Here is a 19283-nt window from a genome sequence, read left to right as displayed (position 1 = left end):
CGGGGTCTTCCCTCATTTCCTCGCCCCAAAACGCGCCGTGATCTAACGTTACTTATAATGCCCCTCCACTAGGCGTAACAATCATCTCTTCTACTACTGCGTAATCAGGTAGTAAAGCTGTATGGAGTATTGATTGGGCAACAATCTCTGGGGTCAACATTGCTTCGCGATCGAAGTCTGCCTGGACGGTATCTGTATCCCAAATTGGAGTGTTAACCGAACCAGGAGAGATTGTTACTGTGCGAATACCATTAGCTCTTTCTTCTACTGATAGAGCTTTGCCCAACGCCACCAAAGCAGCTTTGCTTACACCATAAGCACCCCAGTCAGGAAAGGCATTAAACGCAGCAATTGAGGCAACGTTAATAATTGTACCTTTACGGCGATCGCGCATTTGCGGTAAGACTCCCTGTATACATTGAAAAGGGCTATTTAGGTTCAGCTCGATCACTTTTTGCCAATCTTCCAAGGTTGTATTACTTAAAGAGTTGGTATATGCCATTCCTGCATTATTGACTAGAATATCAATAGAGCCAAAATGGTCGCAAATTTCAGCAATCTTTAGCTTGACTCGATCTACAATTGCTAAATCTATAGGATAAACGCTTGCTTTAGCTTGAGTTTCTAGAGCATTTATTTCATCAGCTACGATTTTGAGATTTTTTGCAGAACGACTTACTAGAGCAACCTCAATACCTGATTTAGCAAAGGCTAAGGCAGTTGCTTTTCCAATACCACTACTTGCACCTGTCACTATTGCCCGTAGTTGATTTGAGGATGGATTCATTATTATTTGAGCTTGTTTGCCCAACTACTAACTATAAAAATTGCACTCTTTCACAGGTAATTAAGAACGCCGCGCTTTAATTGCATCCTTTTAAATTGCCTTATCGATCATTAACAGCTTGATATTACTAAATATTTTGACCATCAATGACGCTAAATATAAAATACTGTGAGTGTTTATACGACTTAATTTACTGTCTTTCACTAATAGTATTTGCAGCCCTACTGCCAATAGAGCTATAGCGAACTAGTACATTTTTGGCAACGTTTTATTAAAATTTATGTAACAAAATGTTGCTTTAGCATTATAGCATTACTAAATAGCATTGCCGATTTGAGCTAAATAACTGGCTAATCTTAATGTTTCACTGATTGGTTTTCGGCAAGCATTTAAGGCGATCGCCTTAAATTTACGTCTGATGTGAATTAGCGGTCAGACCCCCGCGCATGGTTCGTGCCTTTGCTTATGCCAGGGAACCTTTTCGACACTTTGCTCGCCCTCGACAACCAAGGGATACCCCCCGCAGGTACCTCAACGGGGGGAACCCCCGCAACGGTTTTGCGAAACAGCCTTGCAGGAGGGTTTCCCTCCGCAGAGGACTGTTGAGGGTGTCTCGCAACGGGTCATAGACGAGGCGTGTTTTGCGAGAAAGGACGCTTCGTCCGCATCTGAGTCCGTTGGCGGGGTTCCCCCGCTTAAAGGAACTGTCGAGGTTGGGTCAGAGTATTCTGTCCCAACAGGCGAGTGGAACAAGCCCCCTAAACGGGGGCGTTTCCTCGCCTCAAAAACTGCCGTCCGCAACGCAAGTGTCTCACCACCGCAACTGCTTCACCGCGTCGCCGTCAGAGCGGGCGTGGAATAAGCTTCTGTCCAAGAAGCTTATTCCACGCCCGCTAGCAAGGGAATGCTGACCAAGAAAAAAATGCTTATTATCGCTTCTAAATGAAATTGGTCTGTAAAAACCGTGATTTATTCCTGGGGAAAAATTCCCCCAAACCCCCTGTTGGGGACGTTACGACCCTCCCCAAACCCCTGACGTAAACATTAATATCGATTCTTCCCATGATTAGCTAGAGTCTGAATCCGCATAATGTTAAACTCGCTTGAATTTAATTTAAACGATAAATCTCTCTATTTACGGGAATAGATAAATCTTTTCTAAGATGAAAAAAGAAAGTTAATTCACATCAGGCGTAACTTATGAATCTTCTCGATATTTAGCGAACAAAAATGAGAGCAATTCCACTTAAAGAGACTATCACCCCTAGTATTGCTCGCCAACTAATCTTTTCTCCTTGTAGGGCAACTATGGGCATTACGAATAAAGGACTGGTGGCTAAAAAAGTTTGAGCAATTCCTGTGGGTGCAAACTTAAGTGATGTTTGCTGTAGCCAGATGCCAAGATAGGTACTCCCCATAGCTGCGATCGCAATTATCTTTAGACTATGCCAAGATAGTTTCCATTTAATGCCAGGTTTTTGAGCAACAGGTAGAGGTATAAATATTAAACCCAAAACAATCGCCGTACCACCTAGTAAACGAATTAAAGTGCTGGCTAAAGGGGTTATATCTGACTGTGTTAGAGCAAAACGAGAGATAACTGCGCCAACTGCTTGAGCGATCGCAGCTAGGATTCCCCAGATTATACCTTGCCGTGACACGCTGATATTATCTACAGGGTTTCGTTCGCTAATAACCCAGGCTATCCCCAAAATAGTTAACAAAATACCGCACCAAGCATTCGTAGTTAGCTGTTCGCCAATGAAAATTAAAGCCAGCAATGCACCTATTGGTGGCGAAAAGGTTTCTAACAAGAGAGTACGTCTCGCCCCTAAGCTGTTTAAGGCTGCAAAATAAGCTGTATCTCCCAAGCCAATGCCAACTATACCGCTAAGGAATAGTAAAGATAGTGTCTGGGGGGATAAATCTCTCAAGGCTGCACCTTGAATAAGTAAAGTTATGGCAATAAAAGCGATCGCTATTATGCCCTTATAAAGATTAAGCTGTAGCGGGGGAATCTTTAACCCCAAATGAATATAGACAACGGAGGAGATCGCCCAAAGTAAAGCAGCACTTAAAGCAGCTATTTCGCCAATAAAATTGTTGACTGGAAAAATCATTCATTATTTAAAATTTAAGGACTATGTTCAAATTAGCTATAAAAACCTCAGTTCGGGTTAAGGCAATTAATTAGTTGAGGCAGCTAGCTATATGCTATTAAGTCTCTTGACCAACTGCACTGGTTAGTACAAACGAAATCATTTTGTATTTTTCAATACTTTTTTATGTGTCATTATTTTACTTTTGAAACATTATAGCTACTAAAGAAATCTACTTAAATCAAATTCTTCGCCACTAGTTTCAGTCCTAAATCTCTCTGCATTAAGAATCAAAACTAATCTTTCTGCATAATCTACCGCCCCTCGTAATTCATAGCCTAGTTTTTCTAGACCACCGTTGGCATATTCTTCAAAAATAAGAACTCTTTGTGCTTCTATGGCTATATTCTCCGCCGAGAGAATTTTGATATTTTGAGTTTCGGTAACTGCAATAAGTTTAATCAGGCGATCGTAGCCACGAGAGATAAATACTTCTAAACTGATTGGTGCAGGTTCACTTTGGGATATTTCCGTCAACTTGACTCTTTTCTGATGTTTGACTCCTAAACTGGCTGCAAAAGCAATAATATCTGCATAGGTTTGAAACGCCCCCGTTGTTCCTTTTGCATCTAATAGTTTTTGAACCAACTCAGCTTTGTCTTTTGCTATTTTTATTCTGGGTAAAGCCATGTTTTCAAGGATGAAGGATAAGGATACAGATTAAAAGTGATTCTAAATAAGCTGAATTTTGCTATTGTTTTGTGTCAAAATTAAAATAATGAAACAAAATGTCTTTATTCTAACTACTCGGTATATATTCATTCGCGCTAATAGGATTTTAAAGCCAAATAGTTAAGTATGTGTCAAAATTAAATTTCTGACACAGTTCAATCAAATTCTAAACAATCATTATGCTAATTGATGGCAAAAAATATAGTTACCGCCAGTTAATTGAAGAAACTGGCTTATCTAGAAGCACTCTACACCGACGTATTAAAACTCTTAAAGAATCGGGTGTTCCCTTAACAATGGGAGCTATTATACACTTTCCTACTACCTGGGCTTTTCACGATCGCCATGGAGAGTTTTATTCTTCTAAAACTGATTATGCGATTAAAAAGAACATTCCCTACTATGAGATGTTTCAAAATTATAATTCTGAAACAAAAACGAATTAGTAAGCTTTGAATGAATCTATTCCACCTTTAATCTAGAAACTGTCATTCAAAAAATGTTTACAGACTTATTAAATTTATCAATTAATCGAGATAGATCGACTTTACAAGATCAGGTCTTAAGCCTGTCAGGTATGACTTGGGAGGATTACGATTGCCTAACTCAAGAAGCGAATAGCTATCGCCTATCTTATTTAGAGGGAATTATTACTATTGTGTCGCCATCTTATAATCATGAGGTCATCGAGCGAACAATATCTGGGTTAATCACTGCTTACTGTCGTAAGTATAGTTTGCCCTATTTCCCAATGGGTTCAACCACGCTAAAAAATCCTCCTCTAGCTGGCAAAGAACCCGATAGTTCTTATTCCTTCGATACTCGTAAGCCTATTGCCGATCTGGCTATAGAAGTAGTTTATAGTAGTGGCGGTACTGCCGATCTAGATAAATACAAGCTGCTTGGGGTTGAGGAAGTCTGGTTCTGGCAGAATGGAAATGTTGAGTTCTATAGATTAACCAGCACTAATTATCAGCAAATAAAGATAAGCGATCGCCTACCTAGATTGAGTTCTACTTTTTTAATTAATTTTATCAACCGAGGACTAAAGGAAAGCCCTCTAACTATTGAAGCTGATTTTGTTCAAGCCCTACCTAATTAATCGCCATTAAATCTCTGCCATAACTCGCTTCATGTGCTGATAATTATCCAATCCTTCGTCTACTTCAAAATCGTCTAAATTGAGAATTTCCAAGTTTAAAAATGCCTGTTTCGCTATATCAGCCCGACGAAATATATTACACAGCAGATAAGGCTTTAGAAATAGCTAGAAAGGAAATTAAAGCCAGTATTGATTTAAGCAATAGTTCGGACAGCTTTAGATAAAAGCTCTAAAAGCCCACTTTATCGTTAGCTATCCCAGTCTAAGATAAGCCTCAAATACCTAATTTTTTCGTTACTAATTAAATTTTGTCCGAACCATTATTTAGATGGATGTTGGTGAAAAAACCAGCTTATAAAATCTCATCCTCTTGATGAGTCTGGATTTTGCAATCGGATGTGGGATAAGCAACACAGGTTAAAACAAATCCCTGTTCCATTTGCTCATCATCTAAAAATGCTTGCTCAGATTGATCCACTGTTCCTGACAAGATTTTACCTGCACAGCTAGAACAAGAACCAGAACGGCAAGATATAGGTAAATCTAGGTCATTCTCTTCTGCTGCGTCGAATATATATTGATCGTCTGCCACCTCAATAGTTTGATTGATGCCTTCTGCTTCGTTAACCAGCGTTACTTGATAAGTTGCCATAATTTTGTTTTTTTAACGTCTTAATTTTCTAAATTTGAAACTATAGTTAAATAGGTTCTCTCATCATAAACTTTTGCTTGTCGCTCATGCTGACGTTGGCAATAATCTTCGACATTTAATCCTTCTTCCCATGCAGCTAGTTTAGCAGGAGTTCCATGTTCATCTGTACCGCAAATAAAAAGTACTGTTTCTCACTCTTGTCCTAAGAATCGAGCATACACATCGGCTGGCAACATTGAACCACCAAATTGCAAAGATGTTTAATGCCGTTGATATAAGGTAATGCACTGGTAATTAAATACCTTATTGCTTCTCCTAATTATTTGCTTAATTTCTTTTTATTTACCATTCATTTACATATTTTATAGCGATCGCATCTAAGGCATTACGTCTAATTATTTCCATATCAGGCATTGCTGGATAATTTGTATTATATGTGTCAAAAATAAATTAATGAAACATTCGCTGCTCTTTTAAAATATGTTTTTAAACTCGTTCAAGCGATCGATAGGGTTTGGCTGGAAGTTGAATAAGAATACTATCTCCTGCGCTTACTGTTCCATCCGCAAGCACAATGCCCATAATTCCCGCTTTACGAATAAGATTACCTTTTCTATCCTTATTCAAAACAGCAGCCATTAAGCCCGTTTTAAAACTGTCTAGTTGAGCGCAGGGATTACGCAATCCAGTTATTTGAATTACAGCCTTATTTCCAATGTGCAGCTTGGTATTAGTAGGCAAACCAAGTAAGTCTATTCCTTTGGTAGTTATATTTTCTCCCATCTGACCAGGAAAGATATCAAAACCTTTGGTTTTTAATTCATCATGTAATTCTGCATGAATTAAATGTACCTGTCTTAAATTAGGTTGACTGGGACTGGGATCTTTAGCTACCCTGGATCTATGCTTAACTGTTTCTCCTGCGTGAGCATCTCCCTCTACACCCAATCTTGCTAATAGTTTGATGCTTTCTTGGTTGTCTTTGCTAAATGAATGGTTTGTATTAATACTTACGGCGATTACTTTTGCATTCATTAAAATATTTCCTTATTTTGAAGAAATGTATCACTTCTTTATTTATGACCCATTTTAGTTTTACTTGAGTAACGGAACAGAAAACAATGCAGCGCATAAGATAAAATCTTATTTTTCCTAGTCTTTTCTCTACTTATTAGAATATTTGAGATAGTTTCAAGATGCCTTGCTTTATTTGAGTTTCTTCTAGTTGGGCATAACCGATAAAACTTAGTTACAAGTTATTGGAGATGTCTTTTTTGCTAATCCCATTGATTGTGGTAATATTGATAGACAAATATGCAGCACCCTACTACAATTTTATCAAAAATGCAACTCGCCTTTTTTCTATAAAGTAAAAATGAATGGAATCTGAATGAATTAGAATACTATCTTGCTTCTGAGTTCGAGGTCACATTTGTAGGGAGATCGAGCTGCTGCGATTTATTTGATGCAGCAGAAATCTCATGAAAAAAGTTCCAAAAGAGAAATTAGAGTAAAAAACCAAAGTTAGTAGCCGAAAAAAAAGAGATCAAGCAATTTTTAGCAGTACAGAGCGAGGAAATAGAAACGGAAAAACTAATCGTTTTATTTTTAATAGTGCAACTACGGAAAAAAAAAATGTCAAAAAGTTTTAATTCAGATAATGCTTTCATCAAAGAAAATAGTTAAATTAGTAGCAATTTTTTTAATTATGCTTGCAATTGTTACAAGCATAAAACTACTGACAAATAAATATCCACCTGTAGAGGGTTGGAGTAAAAAAAATCAACCATTTCAAGACCATAATATAGCCGATATAAGTATCAAAAAATCTTTTCTTACCGATAATAATAAATCGCCAGCTACTCGTTATCAATCGCTATTTGAGTATTTTGCGTTGGGTTTCGTTAAGTATCGGTCACAAAATGGAGCATTGGTCTATTATCCTGGAGAACATAGTTCTCATGGACTCAGAGTTGATGCTTTAGAAGGATTTTCTCGCTTTTTTCCTCTAGCGGCGGCATATCTCGCATCTGGAAATGAGGCTACGTTAGAGCTTGATGGCGAAAAAGTAAATTTCATTCAAATTTTGCGTCAAGGAATAATTGCTGGTACAGATCCAAACAACCCTGAATATTGGGGAGACATAAAAGATCAAGACCAGCGCATTGTCGAAGCAGCAGACATTGCGCTAGGTTTGTGGATTAGTCGCAATATTTTATACTCAAATTTTTCGATTGAAGAACAAAATCAAGTTGTATCTTGGCTAGAGGGAGTTATAAAGCGAAAAGTTATTGATAATAATTGGCTACTATTTCCAGTAGTTACTTTGAAGTCTTTACAAGGTTTGGGAGTTAATAATCCTAAATACAATAAGGAAATCCAAGAAAAATATCAAAAGTACAAACGCCTTTACTCCGGCGAAGGTTGGTTTAACGATCCTCCTAAGGGATTTGATTATTATAATGCCTGGGCAGTTCACTATACTCTTTTCTGGCTAGATCAAATAGACCCGCAATTCGATCCAGATTTTATTCAATCTACGCAGACAGAGTTTTTAGAGTTTTATCGATACTTATTTAGTAAGAATGGATTTCCAATGATGGGAAGAAGTACCTGTTATCGTCTTGGAGCTCCAGCACCAATAATCGCGGGAACGTTAATAGCACCAGACCTTATATCTCCAGGTTTTGCTTATCGAGTTCTAGATCTAACTTGGTCATTTTTTATTCAGCATGATGCCTTACGTGAGGGTACAGTAACACAAGGCTATTGTGGTCAGAACATAAGTGTTTTGAATAGATATTCAGGAGCGGGTAGCTGTTTATGGTCTTTGAGATCTTTAGTTACTGCTTTTTATGTAGATCAATTTATTCCTTTTTGGGAATCGTCTTCAGAGCAACTACCGATTGAAGTTTCTGACTTTTCTATAGTTAATAAATCGATAGGATGGCTTATCAAGGGAGAACGCTCTACTCAAACAATAGAGCTTCACCTACTAAAAGAAGAAACAAGCGAGATTCCAGAAATTAAACAATATGGGATATTCCATAAGCTAATGGAATCTGTTTTTCAGAAACCTTTTCGACCTAATAATTCGCAAGCATTATATCATCGACCTATTTATTCAACGGCTTCACCAGTTGTCAAATGCGAGTAAACGTAGAATAAGGATTGCTTTTGCACTAAATGGATATTTACATCAATTAAAGGGGTTTGCGTAGCAAGCGAACCAAGAATCACGCGCTTGCCGTCCAATTTAGTGGACAACGTAGAACAAAGCTTTACTGCATCTCCTTTACAGAGATTCTTTGGGAATTTAATTTTGTGTACCAGTTAGACCCTCGGAGAATTAGCCCCATCAAACCATTGAAATCTCGTTCCAATTTTCTGTACTAAATAAACTAGAGTTTATTTGGTACAGCGATCGCTGTAATTCTTGGCTACTCGATCGCTTTACATTGGTGGCAACATCGAACCCACCAAATTGCCAAGATGTTTAATGCCGTTGATATAAGGTAATGCACTGGTAATTAAATACCTCATTGCTTCTCCTAATTATTTGCTTAATTTCTTTTGATTTACCATTCATTTGCATATTTTACATATCAGCCTAACGAACTTATTTTAGTAGCGTGTCAAAACTTTATTTATGACACATATTATTTGTTCCACAGAAAATAATGCAGAGAATGTAACAAAATCTTATTTTTCCTAGTCTTTTCTCTGCCAATCAAAATATCTGAGACAGCTTCAAGATGCCTTGTTCTATTTGAGTTTCTTCTAGCTGGGCATAACCGAAGATAAATTCTCCTTGATGTTGAGGTTTTAAATAATACTCCCTGGCACTTATCAAGCCAATTCCAGCAGCAGCAGCTTTTTGGATAACAATATCATCGGCTAAACCAGTTTCAATTTTTACCATTACATGAATACCTGCATTTTCTCCCAAAATAGTTACCCTGGCTCCAAAATAGCCTTTAAGAGCTTTGATTAAAACTTGGCGACGCAGATCGTAGAGATGTCGCATTCGCCGAATATGTCGTTCAAAATGTCCTGATGCAATCCAATCGGTAAGGGCATACTGTTCTAAAGTTGGGCAAAAGCGATCGCATAACCACTTAGCTTGACGAATAATCGGTATCCATGCAGGAGGAGCAACTAAATAGCCAATTCGTAAAGACGGAAAGAGAATTTTGGAGAAAGTACCAATATAAATTACTGACTGACTTCGATCCATTCCTTGCAAAGCAGGAATTGGCTGTTCTCCATAACGATACTCGCTGTCGTAATCATCTTCGATAATCAGGGTGTCTGTTTCCTGCGCCCACTGGAGAAGTGCTATTCTCTGAGATAATGACATAGTAACCCCTGTAGGAAATTGATGTGAAGGTGTGACATAAATCAGCTTGAATTTTTGACGATTCTTACTAAGAACGGATACGTCTAAACCTTCGGAGTTCACAGCTATAGGTTGTAAATTAGCCCCTTGTCCCATAAAGCAGTAGCGTGCGCCAAGATAACCAGGCTCTTCCATTGCTACCCAATCCCCTGGATTTAAGGTTAGACGAGCAATCAAGTCCAATGCTTGCTGTGAACCGTTAATAATAACTATTTGTTCTGGAGTACAGCGAACCGCACGAGAACGTCCTAAATAGTTAGCTATTTCTATTCTCAAAGGGAAATATCCCGTAGCATCAGAAGCATAATTAAGTAAGGTCGAATCTTTATAGTGGCGAGCCAAAAACTTCCGCCATTGTTGCATTGGAAAATACTCTACCGCAGGATTACCGTAGCGGAAGCTAATTTCATAATCTGGTTCTGAGACTTCTAATTGTTTTATAGAGGTTAAACTCAAGCCAAATCGGGACAAGGTACAAGCCTTAAATACCTTTGCTGTTACAGGTTTTATTGACTGCGGTTTTAGCCATTCATCAGGTATTCGATGACAGATATAAGTACCACTACCACGACGAGTTTCTAAGTATCCTTCGCTCTCTAATTGTTCGTAGCCTTGAACTACTGTAGAGCGAGAAATAGTTAAAGACTTTGCCAAACTTCGAGATGAAGGTAGTTTTTGGTTGGGCTTAAGTCTTCCCTCTAATACAGCATCACGAATTTTTTCTATTAGCTGCTGATACAAGGGTGTTGTAGAAGCGCGATCTAGATGGATAGCTAAGTCCATAATTTTAAAAAGTGGACTGGTATAAAAAACTCAAATTGGCTCTTGAATCATACCAATATTCTTTTTATCTTGGTCAGAGAAAGACAACTACAAAGATAACCAATGTCTGATTCTCATAATCTTCAAGTAACCAAACGCAGTAAAATTAAACGCTTACCAAAACGAGGTAGTCAGGAGCGAGAACTGATCTACAATATTTTAGATGAAGCACTGATAGCCCATGTGGGATTTATTAGTGATACTCAGCCTTTTGTAATTCCGATGGCATACGGCAGAGAAGGCGATCGCCTATATCTTCATGGTTCTTCTGTTAGTCGCTTACTCAAAACTTTACAACAAGGCGTTGATGTATGTTTCACCGTGACGTTACTAGATGGACTAGTAATTGCGCGTTCTTTATTTCATCACTCAATGAATTATCGCTCTGTAGTCTTGTTTGGTAAAGCTAAGTTAGTTGAAAGTGAAACCGAGAAAATGACTGCTCTACGAGCTTTTACAGAACAAATGATCCCTCGACGCTGGGAAGATGCTCGTCTTCCCAATTCTCAAGAATTAAAAGCCACAACTGTGCTTTCTTTTCCGATTGAAGAAGGTTCGGCGAAAGTTCGTACTGGCTCACCATCAGATGATGCAGAAGATTACGCATTGCCGATTTGGGCAGGAGAATTACCATTGGAAATAACACCAGGAGTTCTTATCCGAGATCCCAAACTTACTAACGAGATTACGCCATCGTCTAATTTGACCAATTATCGTCGAGGGAAATAAGAATTAAATCTATGTAGAAAACAGAAAAGACGTTTGCTAAAATTCACTCAATTTATGTGTGTCATACTTAAAGTAATGACACATTAGGCGTACGTTAAATATAGATATAGATGCCGAAGTTTAGTAAAGCTTTTATTGATTTTATTATCTGAAATTCAATAGTAGAAAGCAAATTTAACAGAAAATAATCTAGATTATCTATGCTATTTAATAGAAGCATGATCTAGGTTGGCTGTGCCATTATAAATCTGGTATTAGAGCTTAAATTAAATGCTTTTTATATAATGAATAAGATGATGATCTATGTCCTAAAAGATATTAAACAGGGTGAAATGACAAGAACTCTGGCGAATAATGTATATAGCGTTGACTATCTTGAGAAAGTAAAATCTATTTCAGATGTCATGCTGGGAATGATTGAGGTATAGGAATTTAAGGCAGTACCGATAACAGTAATTATCGGTACTGCCTTGAAAACGTCTACAATATTTACATCGCTACTAACTAAATCGTATCCAGGTAAAAAAATGTCAGATGAACAGATAGCAGCACTGGTTGAATATAGATAGAAAAGAAGACAAAAAGCATTATCAAAAACAGAAGAAGTGACTGAATCAAGAAGCGATCGCTACTTTAGTAGATAAAAAGCAATAAATTACTATCTGTATAGTTGCTAGAAAAACAGGATTTTCTGTTAGTTACATATACAAATATCTTGAGTTATTTTATACAATACAAACCCAAACAGAGCAGCAGAAACATACCTTGATAAAGGCTGACAAAAGCATTATCGTCAAAGAAGGGGATGTATAGTTAACACAAGAAATAAGGCAGCTAAAAGAATATATAAGCTTTATCAAGACGAGGGTTAGAATATACAGAGAAAAATTTGCAGTAAGCGAGAGAATATATTCTTAATCAGAGATACGATATTTAATTTTGGAGATCGAACTAGAAGCAAGAGGGAAAATAATACAGCAAGTAGAAAAAGATGAAACAAATGTAATTGAAATATTTCTTGTAAACTTCAGCAAAAAAGTTTAATAGCTACAGAAGTATATACAAGTTTTGTCGTTAAAAACCGATGTAGACTACGACACAAGATTGATGGTGAGAAAACGAGGAGACACCGAGAGTATGAAAAAAATAGAGGTATAGAAATAATATTTTAGAGAAAAACCAAAATAGTAGCTATTAACATATTTAAAGCGATCGCCTGAAATTATGCAAAGCTGATGTATAGATATAGTATAAAAGCATTAAAAAGAAAAGGGATATTCATGGTTCGCTTTAAATAGACGTTTTAAAGCTTACATTTCATGTTCAATACCCCCTTTTTACGACCAACTAATATCTCTGGTGATACACAGCAAATATCAAATCTTCAAACACTTTCGAGGTCTAATCTTAGACCAGAAAGCTGAAATCTATTGGATTGACTCCTGGTTCTAGATTTTCAAATATCGCTAATTCAGTTTCGCCTAGATTTAACGTATTATTATTAGTGTTAAAGCTCAATGATTCGAGAGAAGATATACCCAAATCAAGACCTGAAAGCGCAATCATATCACCTTCTGCGGAATTAAAGTCAGTAATGGTATCTGTGCCACCAGAACCGAGAGTAAAAGTATCAGCACCAGTATTGCCAGTTAAAGTATCATCATTATTTAAACTACCACCCAGAATATCGTCTCCAGCACCGCCATCAGCCACAATGGCGACATTGCTTAGAGTACCATTTAGAACATCGTTACCGTCTTCACCATTAAAAACAACTTGTTGAACGTCAGTACCAGTTAAATCTTGAAGTGTGAGGATGTCGTCACCACCAGAACTATTGACCTCAACCTGCTCAACATTATCTTGGTTTAAGACAAAGTTATCTAGATTGAGTCGTTCAAACTCAGCGCGATCGCCATTAGCTCTTAACTCGAAGTTATCTCCATCTTCTAAAGCACCGTTGACTTGGCTTACGTCATTGCCAGCATCACCTTCGACGATGTCGCTACCTTCACCATTGCTCCAAATGATGCGATCGTCTCCTTCACCGCCAGTTAGAACGTCATTGCCTTTATTGCCGACCAAAGTATCATTACCCTCACCACCACTAAGGGTGTCGATAATTTCAGGCACGCTACTACCAAATAGAATATCGTCTCCAGCACCGCCATCAGCCATAACGGCGACATTGCCCAGAGTAGCATCTAGAAGATCGTTACCGTATCCACCATCAAAAACAACTTGTTGAACGTCGGTGCCAGTTAAATCTTGAACCGTGAGGATGTCGTCACCATCAACACCAAAGACCTTAACCTGCTCAATATTATCTTGGTTTAAGACAAAGTTACCTAGATTAAGTCGTTCAAACTCAGTGCGATCGCCGTTGGCTCTTAATTGAAAATTATCTCCATCTGCTAAATCGCCGACGACTTGACTAACGTCATTGCCTCCGTCACCTTCGATGATGTCGCTACCTTCACCATTAAACCAAGCGAAGATATCGTCTCCTTCACCGCCAGTTAGAATGTCATTGCCTTTATTGCCGACCAAAGTATCATTACCCTCACCACCACTAAGGGTGTCGATAATTTCAGGCACGCTACTACCAAATAGAATATCGTCTCCAGCACCGCCATCAGCCACAACGGCGACATTGCCAAGAGAAGCATCTAGAAAATCTATACCGTCTTCACCATTAAAAACAACTTGTTGAACGTCGGTGCCAGTTAGATTTTGAACCGTGAGGATGTCGTCACCACCAGAACTATTGACTTCAAACCGCTCAACATTATCTTCGTTTAAGACAAAGGTACCTAAATTGAGTCTTTCAAACTCAGCGCGATCGCCGTTGGCTCTTAACTCAAAGCTATCTCCATCTTCTAAAGCACCGTTGACTTGGCTTACGTCATTGCCACCATCACCTTCGATAATGTCGCTACCGTCACCATTAGCCCAAATGAAGCGATCATCCCCTTCACTGCCAGTTAGAAGGTCATCGCCTTTACCGCCGACAATGGTATCGTTACCTACACCACCATTGAGAGTGTCATTTCCATCAGTTCCACTAATCAAATTACCAGTATTTTCGTCCATAATAAAATTTTCTCCTAATTGTTTTTACAGCTTTATGTATTATGTAGCTGATTTGTGTTATTTCTGTTTGAATATGTTGATAGTTCGGGAAAAATGCAGGCATTCAATTTGACTGTTTGGTATAAACAGCTATAGGTATAAAAGCATTAGAAAGCAAAAAAAATCATCATGGTTTTCTTTAAATTTGCCATTGCTCATAAACCAGTACTTTCTTCCATAATCTAAACTTCAAGGTTGAAAACCATACATTAGATACTAAAGGGAATCTAAAATAGCAAGATCAGGCCAAAGTCTCGAATTATCCAAACTAAAGAAATAAAAACTCTTTAACTTTCGCTTATTCTTCTAGTACATATGCCTGAGACAAAAGTCTTTACTCTAAATTTCTACTTACAATAAAAGTAATCAAGATAAGCTACTCAGCAGCAATCACAACCGAAAGCATTGACATGGATGATTAATGGATTAATCTGTAGCGGTAAGATTAATCTGAGTAAATGAGAATCTAATATAGCAATACGTACTTATATTAGGACACTTGTTACTTGTTACTCGTTACTTACGAGCAGTTCATTTTTCTGTCCTAACTAGTCAACGTACTGCGATATATTCAGTTTTGTAACTAAAGCTCTAAGGCGCGATCGCTTTGGCTAGGCGTAAGCCTAATCGCCTTATTTCTGCCAATTAAAATACTACTTTGGTGTTATAAATTATCCCTATGTCTAATCTAACCCTAAAACAACAAGCGGCAGCTTATGCACCCTGTAGCGTGGTGATTACTGCGGGGGCAGGTACGGGAAAGACGCATATGTTGGCAGAGAGATATCTTTATTATCTGCGGTCGAGAAACTTATCACCTTTGGAGATAGTTGCAGTCACCTTTACAGAAAAGGCTGCTACAGAATTGCGATCGCGCATCCGAACCCTAGTCAGTCAACAATTACCTCAACGTTTAGATCTATTAGCTGAATTAGAAGCTGCTCAAATAAGTACTATTCATGCTCTTTCTGCCCGTGTCTGTCAAGAACACTTTCAGCTAATTAATATCCCAGCAGATTTTCAGGTACTAGATGATTTAGAAGGGCAGGTATGGTCAAAAGATGCTTTACAAAATGCTTTAACTCAATTACCTCCAGAGATTTTTCAAGCAATTCCCTACTCTTTGTTGCAGGATGTATTAAATAAACTTTTAGATGATCCTTATACGGCTGATAAGGCTTTGAGACAGGGTATCCAAGATTGGTCACAGCTAATTATCGAAGCTCGTACTAAAGCTGTAAAAATAATTATTAGCGATCGCTCATGGCGAGAAACTTGGACAACGCTAAAACAGCATCGGGGAAAAGAAGACGACAAGCTAGAGGTAATTCGTCAGTCTGTTATCAAAGCGATGGAAGATCTCGAAGAGGCAAAAAATATTAATGCTGCCATTGAAACTATCGATCAAGTTAATCTGAGAGTCGGCAGTAAAAAGAATTGGCAGGGTGATGATCTAAAGACAGTTAAAGAAGCATTAAAAATTCTTCGAGAGTGCGTCAAAAGAGTCATTAATCAAGGTTTACTAGATTTAGCCTTGAGCGATAGTGATGAACAATTAAAGCTAATGCTTCCTGCTTTGACTGAGGCATATCAAGAAGTTACAAGTTATTTAAGTCGTCTTAAGCTGCAAAAGAAAGTACTTACCTTTAGCGATTTAGAAATATATGCGTTAAGGGCTTTAGAGCATATCCAGGTACAGAACTATTATTATCAACGATGGCAAGTATTTCTAGTAGATGAGTTTCAGGATACAAACCCTACTCAGGCAGAGTTGCTTAGTACTCTAACCGCCAAGGCAGAATTAACTATAGTCGGAGACATCAAACAGTCAATTTATGGCTTTCGACGGGCAGATATTCGCGTTTTTCAACAGTTTCGCGATCGCATTCTCAGCAACAATGGTAAGGAAGTTATTCTCAGCACTAGTTTTCGCACTCATCAAACTTTAATCACTGCTTTTAATCAAATCTTTGCACCTCTACTGGCAGAAAATCATCAGGATTTAAATGCCTATCGAGAAACTCCGATCCAAAGTGAAGGAAAAAACTACAATTATTTGCAAGTATTAACTATTGGCGATCCCTTCTTGAAGCAGTCGCTCATGGGGGAAACCCCCGCCCTCGACAGTTCCTATAACGGGGGAAACCCCCGCAACGGACTGTCTCGCAAGACCGCGCTGCTTCGCTTTCCTCAAGAGGGAGAAGAAAAACTACCCAAGCCGAATAAAGCTCAACGTCAGCAAGTAGAAGCATTTTGTTTGGCAGAAAAAATCAAGCAGATGCTAGACAATAAAACTCCCGTCTTTGATAAGCAAACTAAACAAATTCGCTCGATTCAACCAAAAGACATTGCTATTCTTACTCGTACTTGGCAACCTCTAGAAGTGTATAGTGAGGCTTTAACCTCCATTGGTATTCCCGTTGCCCCCGCAGGAGGAGGAAATTTATTAGCTACTAGAGAAGCCAAGGATGCTAGCGCAATGTTACGCTTTTTGGCTAACCCAAGAGATGATATTGCCTTGGTGGCAGTGTTGCGAAGTCCCTTTTTTGCCATCAGCGATCGCCTTTTATGGCAAATCCGTAATTCATTTATTAAAGCCGATCAAGATAGTTGTTGGTGGGATGAATTACAAACATTACAGTTTGCTGAATTAGAACATCCTGTAAAAGTATTGCAGCAGTTATTAAAATACCGTCAATCTGAAATACCGTCTCGTATTTTGCAGATATGCGATCGCCTAACGGGATATACGGCAGTAATTGCCAACCTTGCTGGTGCATCAAGAAGAATGGCAGACTGGCAAGGTTTTCAGCAACTAGTTAAAGATTTAGAACAGGGTACTTACGATTTATTTGGGGTAGTACGTCGCCTCAAACGCTTATTCGCTCAAGAAGTTGCTGTCCCCCGCCCTGTACTGGCGGTAACTAATGCTGTTTCTTTGATGACTATTTTTGCCTCCAAGGGTTTAGAGTGGTCTTTAGTTATAGTTGCTGACTTGAGTAAAGAACGTCCTAAGTTTTCGCCCAATGTTTATTTTGATGCTCAATTGGGAGTAGCGGTTAAAACTAAGGATGCTCAAGGAGAGATGCAAAAACCAGTGCTGTATAGTTGGCTAGCATATCTACAAGAACAAAAAGATAGAGAAGAAGCAGTTAGAGTATTATACGTGGCACTAACTAGAGCCAGAGATTATTTGATTCTCAGTGCTGCCGAACCCTATAAAGGAGAATTAAATCGCCTTCAGCGTGGCTTAATGGCTGCGTCAATTCCGACTCTCACCATTCCCTATACAGATGGTAAAGCCTTGCCTCCTTTGCCTCAAACCCCGCCTATTGCAGAGCATTTGCCACCGCTATTGCTCAATTCTGTTGGTTCAGGATTATCAGAACTGCCTGTGACGGCATTAACTGACTATGCAAGATGTCCTCAACGGTTTAAGCTTCGTTTTATTGATGGACATCCAGGTTTGGGAGAAGGATTGGCTTATGGAATGCAAATCGGTACTTTGGTTCACAAAGCCTTAGAGAATAATATTACCCAAGTGCAAGATTTATTACCCTTTGCTGAGGGAGACTGGTCACAAGAAGTATTTGAACAGGCGATCGCTCTAGCGCAAAGATTCTTTCAACTGCCTATATATCAGCATTTTCGTCAGACCGCAATTGCTAAGGAACAGCAAATTAGTCTAGAGCTAGGAAAGCTAACTTTTAACGGCGTAATCGATCTGGTAGGTAATGATTGGGTACTAGACTACAAAAGCGATCGCGCTATGCAGCCTAGAGATCATCGTTTTCAACTGTGGGTATATGCCCAAGCCCTAAAACACCCTAACGCACATATAGTCTATCTACGCCACGATCGTATCCATAGCTTTACTAAAGATGATTTGGCGGCGATCGCCCCACAGGCAAACAATTTGGCACAACAAATTTATCAGGGTAACTATACCGCTACTCCGACTCTGGAAAAATGCGCTTTTTGTCCTTATCTCGCCTTCTGCGACGATGCCATGATTTAGTAGGGGCGATTCGCGAAGCGAAGGGGCTGTCGCCTGTGGTTTCCCAGGCGTTTATAAGCCCCGTCCCCTACTAGGCTTCGTCGTATGCTTCGATATCTAATAGATGAATATAGGGTTCAGCTAATTCTTCTCTTTGGAAGGCGATCGCTCGAAGTAAATGCCAATCTTCTAAAGCCGCAAAAGGAGTATCATATTCATCCTGCTCTAAGCGACTAGCAATGGTCGCTACGTCTTCTTCGGTCATTTTAACGATGTTTTGCTTGATCAACCTTAAAGTAGTCATTAGCTGTACTTCCTAATTAAAGTTAAAAATCTAAGTCGCTTTATAAGAAAATTCTAACCTAATTCTCTTCTATTTTAGTATTGATAAGATAAATATTCTCATCCCAGTTTCTGCACGATCGCCACATCGGGTTGAAGTTAGTTAGGAAATATAGCCTGATTATAGCGTTCATGTTCTTGGCTATTTTCGCCATACACACCAACAATTTGTTGCTGACAACAGGCGATCGCAAATTGATTAAATTCTGCTGTTTCTACCCCGTACATATCCTGAAAGTTCTCAGGCTTAACTCGACAAAAGCGAGGTCGCTCTTCATATATTTTGCATTGGCGATTATCATGGTCATAATTAATACACCAGCCGTTTTTTCCTACCATACTCATATATAGCTCTAGCTCTGCACTAGACAAGTATTTATCTAGGTCTGGTCTATCTTCTGGAGTCAAATTACAACAAGCACCACAGCTTGCAACGCATTGCCATTGACTTGATCGTGAATCTGATTTAACCTGATAATTTTTCATTATT

Annotated in this window: 16 protein-coding genes and 2 pseudogenes; 7 read left to right on the top strand and 11 right to left on the bottom strand. The window is 38.6% G+C overall.

Annotated features, from left to right (window positions below; all coding sequences use genetic code 11):
- Window positions 1–52: 52 nt before the first annotated feature.
- The 3 genes from SLP02_RS03630 to SLP02_RS03620 all read right to left on the bottom strand — a co-directional run bounded on the left by SLP02_RS03630 (window position 53) and on the right by SLP02_RS03620 (window position 3576).
- Complete coding sequence (locus SLP02_RS03630; RefSeq protein ID WP_319419291.1) at window positions 53–787, bottom strand: SDR family oxidoreductase; 735 nt, start codon at window positions 785–787, stop codon at window positions 53–55.
- A 1217-nt stretch (window positions 788–2004) separates the two neighbouring features.
- Window positions 2005–2907, bottom strand: coding sequence for a DMT family transporter (locus SLP02_RS03625; protein ID WP_319419290.1), 903 nt, complete (start codon window positions 2905–2907; stop codon window positions 2005–2007).
- Between the two features lie 201 nt (window positions 2908–3108).
- Complete coding sequence (locus tag SLP02_RS03620) at window positions 3109–3576, bottom strand: DNA phosphorothioation-associated protein 4 (RefSeq protein WP_319419289.1); 468 nt, start codon at window positions 3574–3576, stop codon at window positions 3109–3111.
- Between the two features lie 221 nt (window positions 3577–3797).
- Between SLP02_RS03620 and SLP02_RS03615 the strand changes: the two genes are divergently transcribed.
- The 3 genes from SLP02_RS03615 (at window position 3798) to SLP02_RS03605 (ending at window position 4944) form a co-directional block, all read left to right on the top strand.
- On the top strand, window positions 3798–4064 hold the full coding sequence (locus SLP02_RS03615) for a winged helix-turn-helix domain-containing protein (RefSeq protein WP_319419288.1): 267 nt from the start codon (window positions 3798–3800) through the stop codon (window positions 4062–4064).
- Window positions 4065–4117: 53 nt separating this feature from the next.
- Window positions 4118–4720 (top strand): Uma2 family endonuclease, encoded by a 603-nt coding sequence (locus SLP02_RS03610; protein WP_319419287.1) that lies wholly within the window; start codon window positions 4118–4120, stop codon window positions 4718–4720.
- 101 nt (window positions 4721–4821) lie between these two features.
- Window positions 4822–4944: a hypothetical protein gene (locus tag SLP02_RS03605; RefSeq protein ID WP_319419286.1), complete on the top strand. Its 123-nt coding sequence runs from the start codon at window positions 4822–4824 to the stop codon at window positions 4942–4944.
- 128 nt (window positions 4945–5072) lie between these two features.
- Here the strand turns inward: SLP02_RS03605 and SLP02_RS03600 are convergent, their stop codons facing one another.
- The 3 genes and pseudogenes from SLP02_RS03600 to SLP02_RS03595 form a co-directional block, all read right to left on the bottom strand.
- On the bottom strand, window positions 5073–5372 hold the full coding sequence (locus SLP02_RS03600) for a 2Fe-2S iron-sulfur cluster-binding protein (protein ID WP_319419285.1): 300 nt from the start codon (window positions 5370–5372) through the stop codon (window positions 5073–5075).
- A gap of 62 nt (window positions 5373–5434) precedes the next feature.
- Window positions 5435–5679 (bottom strand): annotated as a pseudogene (locus SLP02_RS26460) (class I tRNA ligase family protein); the annotation flags it as partial.
- A 179-nt stretch (window positions 5680–5858) separates the two neighbouring features.
- Entirely contained in the window at window positions 5859–6407 is a 549-nt protein-coding gene (locus SLP02_RS03595; protein ID WP_319419284.1) for an MOSC domain-containing protein, read from the bottom strand.
- A gap of 673 nt (window positions 6408–7080) precedes the next feature.
- Between SLP02_RS03595 and SLP02_RS03590 the strand changes: the two genes are divergently transcribed.
- Window positions 7081–8529, top strand: a complete 1449-nt coding sequence (locus SLP02_RS03590; RefSeq protein WP_319419283.1) for a DUF2264 domain-containing protein — start codon at window positions 7081–7083, stop codon at window positions 8527–8529.
- Between the two features lie 305 nt (window positions 8530–8834).
- Here the strand turns inward: SLP02_RS03590 and SLP02_RS03585 are convergent.
- Window positions 8835–8915 (bottom strand): annotated as a pseudogene (locus tag SLP02_RS03585) (class I tRNA ligase family protein); the annotation flags it as partial.
- A 187-nt stretch (window positions 8916–9102) separates the two neighbouring features.
- Complete coding sequence (locus SLP02_RS03580) at window positions 9103–10554, bottom strand: MocR-like pyridoxine biosynthesis transcription factor PdxR (protein WP_319419281.1); 1452 nt, start codon at window positions 10552–10554, stop codon at window positions 9103–9105.
- Between the two features lie 102 nt (window positions 10555–10656).
- Between SLP02_RS03580 and SLP02_RS03575 the strand changes: the two genes are divergently transcribed.
- Both SLP02_RS03575 and SLP02_RS03570 read left to right on the top strand, forming a co-directional pair.
- Window positions 10657–11322: a pyridoxamine 5'-phosphate oxidase family protein gene (locus SLP02_RS03575; protein ID WP_319419280.1), complete on the top strand. Its 666-nt coding sequence runs from the start codon at window positions 10657–10659 to the stop codon at window positions 11320–11322.
- A 284-nt stretch (window positions 11323–11606) separates the two neighbouring features.
- Window positions 11607–11750, top strand: a complete 144-nt coding sequence (locus SLP02_RS03570; RefSeq protein WP_319419279.1) for a hypothetical protein — start codon at window positions 11607–11609, stop codon at window positions 11748–11750.
- Between the two features lie 979 nt (window positions 11751–12729).
- Here the strand turns inward: SLP02_RS03570 and SLP02_RS03565 are convergent.
- Window positions 12730–14415, bottom strand: a complete 1686-nt coding sequence (locus SLP02_RS03565) for a calcium-binding protein (RefSeq protein ID WP_319419278.1) — start codon at window positions 14413–14415, stop codon at window positions 12730–12732.
- Between the two features lie 718 nt (window positions 14416–15133).
- On the opposite strand from SLP02_RS03565, the gene SLP02_RS03560 reads away from it, so the two are divergent.
- Window positions 15134–18472, top strand: a complete 3339-nt coding sequence (locus SLP02_RS03560) for a UvrD-helicase domain-containing protein (RefSeq protein ID WP_319419277.1) — start codon at window positions 15134–15136, stop codon at window positions 18470–18472.
- A gap of 70 nt (window positions 18473–18542) precedes the next feature.
- On the opposite strand, the gene SLP02_RS03555 is transcribed toward SLP02_RS03560, so the two are convergent.
- Both SLP02_RS03555 and SLP02_RS03550 read right to left on the bottom strand, forming a co-directional pair.
- On the bottom strand, window positions 18543–18755 hold the full coding sequence (locus SLP02_RS03555; RefSeq protein WP_319419276.1) for a protein IsiD: 213 nt from the start codon (window positions 18753–18755) through the stop codon (window positions 18543–18545).
- A 137-nt stretch (window positions 18756–18892) separates the two neighbouring features.
- Complete coding sequence (locus SLP02_RS03550; protein WP_319419275.1) at window positions 18893–19279, bottom strand: YkgJ family cysteine cluster protein; 387 nt, start codon at window positions 19277–19279, stop codon at window positions 18893–18895.
- Window positions 19280–19283 lie beyond the last annotated feature (4 nt).

Source organism: Pleurocapsa sp. FMAR1, from assembly GCF_963665995.1.
Lineage (GTDB): Bacteria > Cyanobacteriota > Cyanobacteriia > Cyanobacteriales > Xenococcaceae > Waterburya.
Note: the sequence above shows the minus strand (reverse complement) of the source record. Positions and strands in the feature narration are given on the sequence as shown.

Bases quoted from the DNA above. Each gene is read 5' to 3' on its own strand.
- SLP02_RS03630 (WP_319419291.1), bottom strand. From the start codon at position 787: ATGAATCCATCCTCAAATCAACTACGGGCAATAGTGACAGGTGCAAGT.
- SLP02_RS03625 (WP_319419290.1), bottom strand. From the start codon at position 2,907: ATGATTTTTCCAGTCAACAATTTTATTGGCGAAATAGCTGCTTTAAGT.
- SLP02_RS03620 (WP_319419289.1), bottom strand. From the start codon at position 3,576: ATGGCTTTACCCAGAATAAAAATAGCAAAAGACAAAGCTGAGTTGGTT.
- SLP02_RS03615 (WP_319419288.1), top strand. From the start codon at position 3,798: ATGCTAATTGATGGCAAAAAATATAGTTACCGCCAGTTAATTGAAGAA.
- SLP02_RS03610 (WP_319419287.1), top strand. From the start codon at position 4,118: ATGTTTACAGACTTATTAAATTTATCAATTAATCGAGATAGATCGACT.
- SLP02_RS03605 (WP_319419286.1), top strand. From the start codon at position 4,822: ATGCCTGTTTCGCTATATCAGCCCGACGAAATATATTACACAGCAGAT.
- SLP02_RS03600 (WP_319419285.1), bottom strand. From the start codon at position 5,372: ATGGCAACTTATCAAGTAACGCTGGTTAACGAAGCAGAAGGCATCAAT.
- SLP02_RS03595 (WP_319419284.1), bottom strand. From the start codon at position 6,407: ATGAATGCAAAAGTAATCGCCGTAAGTATTAATACAAACCATTCATTT.
- SLP02_RS03590 (WP_319419283.1), top strand. From the start codon at position 7,081: ATGCTTGCAATTGTTACAAGCATAAAACTACTGACAAATAAATATCCA.
- SLP02_RS03580 (WP_319419281.1), bottom strand. From the start codon at position 10,554: ATGGACTTAGCTATCCATCTAGATCGCGCTTCTACAACACCCTTGTAT.
- SLP02_RS03575 (WP_319419280.1), top strand. From the start codon at position 10,657: ATGTCTGATTCTCATAATCTTCAAGTAACCAAACGCAGTAAAATTAAA.
- SLP02_RS03570 (WP_319419279.1), top strand. From the start codon at position 11,607: ATGAATAAGATGATGATCTATGTCCTAAAAGATATTAAACAGGGTGAA.
- SLP02_RS03565 (WP_319419278.1), bottom strand. From the start codon at position 14,415: ATGGACGAAAATACTGGTAATTTGATTAGTGGAACTGATGGAAATGAC.
- SLP02_RS03560 (WP_319419277.1), top strand. From the start codon at position 15,134: ATGTCTAATCTAACCCTAAAACAACAAGCGGCAGCTTATGCACCCTGT.
- SLP02_RS03555 (WP_319419276.1), bottom strand. From the start codon at position 18,755: ATGACTACTTTAAGGTTGATCAAGCAAAACATCGTTAAAATGACCGAA.
- SLP02_RS03550 (WP_319419275.1), bottom strand. From the start codon at position 19,279: ATGAAAAATTATCAGGTTAAATCAGATTCACGATCAAGTCAATGGCAA.